The 5,614-nt window shown below is 53.7% G+C and carries 7 protein-coding genes; all 7 read right to left on the bottom strand.

What is annotated here, in order from left to right; all coding sequences use genetic code 11:
* On the bottom strand, positions 1–1,161 hold a 1,161-nt coding region (gene mnmE / locus GX117_05130), incomplete at its 3' end, for a tRNA uridine-5-carboxymethylaminomethyl(34) synthesis GTPase MnmE (GenBank protein ID NLO32726.1).
* A complete protein-coding gene (locus GX117_05125) occupies positions 1,158–2,330 on the bottom strand; it encodes a KH domain-containing protein (GenBank protein ID NLO32725.1) in 1,173 nt (390 codons plus the stop codon). The genes mnmE and GX117_05125, both read right to left, overlap by 4 nt.
* 71 nt (positions 2,331–2,401) lie before the next feature.
* Positions 2,402–4,321 (bottom strand): membrane protein insertase YidC, encoded by a 1,920-nt coding sequence (gene yidC / locus GX117_05120; protein NLO32724.1) that lies wholly within the window; start codon positions 4,319–4,321, stop codon positions 2,402–2,404.
* 31 nt (positions 4,322–4,352) lie between these two features.
* A complete protein-coding gene (yidD, locus tag GX117_05115; protein ID NLO32723.1) occupies positions 4,353–4,616 on the bottom strand; it encodes a membrane protein insertion efficiency factor YidD in 264 nt (87 codons plus the stop codon).
* Positions 4,609–4,962, bottom strand: coding sequence for a ribonuclease P protein component (gene rnpA / locus GX117_05110; GenBank protein NLO32722.1), 354 nt, complete (start codon positions 4,960–4,962; stop codon positions 4,609–4,611). Before rnpA ends, yidD begins: the two co-directional genes overlap by 8 nt.
* A gap of 13 nt (positions 4,963–4,975) precedes the next feature.
* The gene (gene rpmH / locus GX117_05105; protein NLO32721.1) at positions 4,976–5,128 is read right to left on the bottom strand and encodes a 50S ribosomal protein L34; all 153 of its coding nucleotides are present in this window, start codon (positions 5,126–5,128) and stop codon (positions 4,976–4,978) included.
* 246 nt (positions 5,129–5,374) lie between these two features.
* On the bottom strand, positions 5,375–5,614 hold a 240-nt coding region (locus GX117_05100), incomplete at its 5' end, for a hypothetical protein (protein NLO32720.1).

Here is a 5,614-nt window from a genome sequence, read left to right as displayed (position 1 = left end):
GAGCAATTGGCTCAATTCTTTTTCTAGCCTATGGAGCCCTTCTCCCGTTTTGGCGGAAACATCACAGACCAAGGCGAAATGAGGCGCTGTAAAGCCGTGTTCCTGAGGAAGGGGGGAGCCTTGCCGCAAATCAATCTTGTTTCGTATCAAGAGGACGGGTGTGCCGAGATCTCTCAGCTCAGCAGCGATACGGCGGTCTTCATCGGTTTCCGACGCAGAGCCGTCCACAACAAATAAGATATAGCGGGCTTGCCGTGCCGCGTCGCGCGCCAATTGCACCCCCTGCGCTTCAACGATATTTTGCGCCTCTCTCATGCCGGCTGTATCCGTGAGACGCACGGGGATGCCGCCCAGCGAGGCGGTCTCTTCGATACGGTCCCGCGTGGTTCCCGCTTCTTCCGAGACGATAGCCCGTGTATCGCGTAGCAGCGCGTTGAAGAGGCTTGATTTGCCCACATTGGGCCGCCCCACGATCGCCAGTCCCACGCCTTCACGCAGCAAGATGCCCGTCTCCGCCGTTTCCAAGAGCGTCTTCATTTGTTTATTCGCGTCTTGAAGGCGCTGTATCAGGGCGTGATCGATGAGTTCCGGCAAATCATCTTCCGGAAAATCGACGGCCGCTTCGATACGTGCCAGGGAATCAGCCAAAATTTCGCGCAGCTCGTAAAGTGTTTCGGATAAAGCGCCCTCAGCCACGCTATTAGCCGCCGACAAAGCGCGGCGCGTTTGCGCTTGGATCAGATCAATGACTGCTTCGGCACGGGTGAGATCCATACGGCCGTTTAAGAAGGCGCGCAATGTAAATTCGCCGGGCCGCGCAAGACGGGCGCCGTGCCGCAGCGTTTCTTCCAAAATAGCGTTCAAAGGAACCATGCCGACGTGTCCGTTAAATTCAACGACATCTTCCGCAGTATAACTATGGGGGGCAGGCATGACATGAAGCAGTATTTCGTCAAGGGTACGTCCGGAAGCATCATGGACATGTCCATGAAAGACCCGTTGTTTGCCTTTGTCCGGAGTGCGCCCTTTCGAGGAGACGAAAATGGCGCGGGCAATAACAAAGGCGTCGGGACCGCTTACACGGACAATGCCGATACCGCCCTCACCGGGTGGTGTGGATATGGCGGTTATGGTGTCTTCTGTAGATGCGTAGTGCATCATTCTTCCGGGGAATTCGCATTCCCTTCCCTGCGTTTGTTTCGATTGCCGGCGGAATTATGACGCTGATTATTGCCTTTTCGCTCTCCCAAAGGGCTGATGACAATGGTTCGAAACAGGGAATCGCCTGTGCTGAAGGTGCGTATTTGCTTGTCTTTTTCCAAGGAAAGATGAATGATACGGCGATCTTGCGGGCTCAGTGGTTTCAGGCGCACATTACGATTGGTATCTTTTGCTTTTTGCGCCATGGACAGCGCCATATCCCGAAGCATTCCCCGGCGGCGGTCTACATAATCGCCCACATCAACCAAGACACGTTCGGAATTTTCGTTGCTGTCGCCGCGGGTCAACATGCGGTTGATCAGATATTGAAAAGCTTCCAAGGTCATGCCCCGTTTACCGATGAGGATGCCGCCATCTGCTTCACTGTCCACATGGAGCCGTGCGCTGCCTTCCTTATCGCGACAAAAAGAGACCTTACCCTGAAGATCCATATAGGAAATAATTTCTTCGAGTAATGCGGCAGCTTCCGTTCCCTGTTCATTAGAGATGGATTCGAAGGCTTCTTTTTCGGCGTCCTGAATGCTGCGTTCAGGCTCTTGATAAGTGGAGGAGGCAGCAGCAGCCATATTGACGAACTGTTCCACCAAACGCTGGGATTCCGAGGATTCTTCGAAGACGCTATTGGCCGGCTTTTTAGGGGATTGGGCGGATAGACGCCTGCCGCCTTCTTCTTTACGCGGTGCGCCGGCTTTTTGGGCCGGACGGTTTCCGGGTTGTTGCCGTTTTTGGCCTTGGGTTTGGTTGCGCCCTTTGTTTTTGTCGCGCCGATTATTTTGTCCTGATGCGGCGGGTCTGTTTGGAGTATGTTGCTGTTGCAGCGCAGCTCCGGAGCCGTCGCCGCACCGTTTCCTACGATTTCTTTGTTGTCCGCCTCTGGGCTGGCGTCTGGGGCCGGAATGACGTCGCTGCGTATCCTGCGGTTTGTGCAATTGCGCATGGTCCACTGCAATACGCACCCGTACGGGCCGTTTGCCCAGCCCTAAAAATCCTTTGCTCCCCTCATCGATAACGTCGATGCGTTCGACGGAGTCCATCTCTACACCGAGTTCTTTTAATGCCGATTGAATGGCTTCTTCTCGGGTCGCTCCCGAGCTTTCTATTGCTTTCATAGTCACATACTCCCGAATCGCCTCTAGCGTAATGCTAGGGTTAATGCTGGCGCCCGGGCCTCGCGATAAAATTAATGTTTTTTGGAATCTTTACGACGGCGGCCGCGTTGTTTTTGTTTGCGTACTTCTTTATTGATTTCACGTTGTTTTGCACGAGCAACGTCGTAAAAATGGCGAGGTTTAGCGGGCTTTTTTTTCTTGGGTTTAACAGAGTCGGCATCCACAGGAATGCCTCGAATAATGTAGTTTTGGGCAATGCCCAATAGGGTGCTGACCAGAATATATAAGTTCAGACCCGACGCCATGTTGTAGGTGATGACGGCGAAAAAGATAGGCATAATCGTCATCATCGTTTTTTGCTGTTGTGTTTGCACCGGCCCGGACATGGGCATTAATTTTTGGCTCGCAACCATGGACAGTGCCATCAACAGGGGCAGCAGATTAATGCTGTTCAGCGGCGCATTGGCAAAGGGGATGGGAATGTCAAAGGGCAGTGTCATCAGATGATCGGGTTCGCTCAGATCCTGTATCCACAGGAAAAAGGGCGCACGCCGAAGCTCAAAAGCACTCCACAACATCCTATACAATGCGATAAAGACCGGCATTTGCAACAGCATGGGCAGACAGCCTCCCAAGGGACTCACGCCGCGCTCACGGTAGAGCGTCATCGTGCGTTTTTGGAATTCCTGCTGGTCATCTTTGCATTCTTCTTTCAGCTTTTCTATCTCAGGTGCGAGCAGCGACATTTTGCGCATGCTCAGCATACTCTTCCACGTTAGCGGGAACATGGCCATCCGTACTAAAATGGTAAGGAAAATGATAGCAAGCCCATAGTTGGCGATGGCATGCGCATGGAACCAGACGAGAATAGCCAAGAGCAGCTTGGCGAACTGGTCCATGATTTTTACGGAAGTGAAAAAGGACAGCGCCGTATCAAGGGTGGGCCAGGCGGCTTCCAATGATTCGCGGCCCCGAGGCCCGATATACGCCTCATAGTCGAAGACGACGTCTTCACCGGGTTCCACTTCCGTGCGCGGCGCGCCCACGCCCAAGCGAAAATCTTGCTGCGTGCCGTGATACCATGCGTCGGCCTGTGCGAAATCAGGCTTAATCGCCACCGTAAAATAGGCACTGCAAACGGCTGCCCAGTCCGGATCCAGAACGCGGTCGTTATACCATGCGCGCGTGTTCGTCAGTTTAAACTTCGCCGTGGGGTGATAACTGTTGGCGTCATCCTTGCGCCACACCACATTCTGTTGGGCGCCTTTTCTCAGGTCGCCGCTGCTTACGTTGGGCCCCCAATACAGCGAAAGAGCGGGTTCATCGCGATCCAATCCGAGCAGCCGTTTTTCCTCGGACAGATTCGTATACCGCACGCTCACGTCTACCACATGGGCATCTTCCCGAAGCCTGAAGGTCTTTTCCAGCCGCACATAATCAGGGATTTCCAACTGGAAGGAGACGGTATTGGCATCCGCAGCGGGACCGACACTCCAGCGCCGATAATTGAGGGCGTCGCCCAAGTTGGTATCGGTGAAGAAAAGCGCCAAGGGATATTCGGATTCACCGTCGCTCAACAATTCGCTTTGCGGAACCAGCTGAATGGAATCGGCTCCGTCTTGACCCAAACGTACCGTCGCCTGTTTAAGACGTGCGCCTACGGGGGTAAAGACCAACTCGAGATGCGCATTCTCCAAGATGATTTCCGCCCCGTCGTCTTCATCAGCTTCGTCGACAGGCGGCAGGGCTACCGCGCCGGCGGGACTATCCTCGTCAACAGTTGTCGGCCGCGGTGTTTCCCGATCAAAGGGGCTCCGCTCCTCTGCTTTCGATTCGCCCTCGCTCAGGTCAATGACCGTCTCAGTCGGTTCGGGCCGAGGCGCCGGTTTCGGCAGAAAAAATTGAGTCCAGATCAATACCAGCGCGACCATCAACACGATGGCAATCAGTTGATTTCGTTGTATCTCTTTGTCGTCTTTTCCGTCAAACAATATAAGTCTCCCGCCCTTTATCAGGACAGTATTAAGACCTGCCGCACGGCCCGGAGTGATGTTTTGCTTTCATTGGCTGTGTGCGGCTTGGTACCGGATCATACCCGCCTTTGCAAAAGGGCTGGCAGCGCAGCAAACGCCACGTCGCCAAGCCGATACCTTTGAAAAGGCCGTGTTGTTCCAGCGACTCAATCGCATAGCGAGAACAGGAAGGTTCAAAACGGCAGTGTTCGCCGAGCAAGGGCGATATGAACCGTTGATAAATGCGAATCATCGCTATCAATATACTACGCATTGTGCAGCCATGGTCCAAACATGCGTTGAAGTTCCCCAATACATTGGGAACCTGTTAAGGAGCTACTTGATACACGGGCCACTACAATCAATTCCGTGCCTGCCGGAAAGCACATTTGATGATGGCGGAAGAATTCACGGATTAAACGTTTCATCCGATTACGCGTCACCGCGTTGCCAACTTTACGGGAAACGACCAGTCCCAGTCGTGTTTCCGTACCGCCGGCTTCCGCCAGATATCCGATAAAATGGGGTCCCCAGACCTTTTTGCCCTTGGAAAATACCTGGTCAAAGTCGGACTTCCTAAGAAGCCGCACAGTCCGGGGATATAAATAGCGTTCCGGCACCGGATCTAATCAGTTACCTCCCCATGGAATCGGAAACACTGAGACTGCGACGACCGCGACGACGACGCGCAGCGATCACTTTGCGTCCGCCTACAGTCGCCATACGCGCACGGAAGCCATGGGTGCGTATACGACGCGTATTGGATGGTTGATAAGTCCTTTTCACGACAGACTCCTTTACATAAGTTACTAATAGTAAGTGGTTAATACTGGAACATATTGCCGCCGCAGGGTGTCACAGGGGCAAATAACAGAAAAGCATACCCTCCGCCTCTTCCCCCACAGATACCGCAGGCACTGCCCATCCATTCTTGGGACACTACCAACATCTATAATATAGTGTATCGTTTACGGCATAATAAAGTCAAATAGCTGCGCCGAGCGGCAACAGGCGCTTGTCCTGTCCTTCCGCTCAGACCGATGTCAGGGAATCCCGTGTCCAACGTGCTTTTTTGCTCAGCAAGCCCTCAATAATGAGGTCGGTCGCCTCATCTTCATCCAAACCGCGGCTGAGCAGTGCCTGCAGCTGTCGCGAAGACACACTGCCAATCGCTGCTTCGTGGGTGATGTGAGCGCTGGGATTGCGCACTTCCACCGTTGGCACTGCCCGCGCCGCCGCCGCGTCCAACACGATTTCTTTACAGTCTACATG

This window comes from Candidatus Hydrogenedentota bacterium, assembly GCA_012523015.1.
In the GTDB taxonomy this organism is placed as follows: Bacteria; Hydrogenedentota; Hydrogenedentia; order Hydrogenedentales; family CAITNO01; genus JAAYBJ01.
This window is presented reverse-complemented; position numbering and strand designations above follow the sequence as displayed.

Bases quoted from the DNA above. Each gene is read 5' to 3' on its own strand.
- yidD (NLO32723.1), bottom strand. From the start codon at position 4,616: ATGCGTAGTATATTGATAGCGATGATTCGCATTTATCAACGGTTCATA.
- GX117_05125 (NLO32725.1), bottom strand. From the start codon at position 2,330: ATGAAAGCAATAGAAAGCTCGGGAGCGACCCGAGAAGAAGCCATTCAA.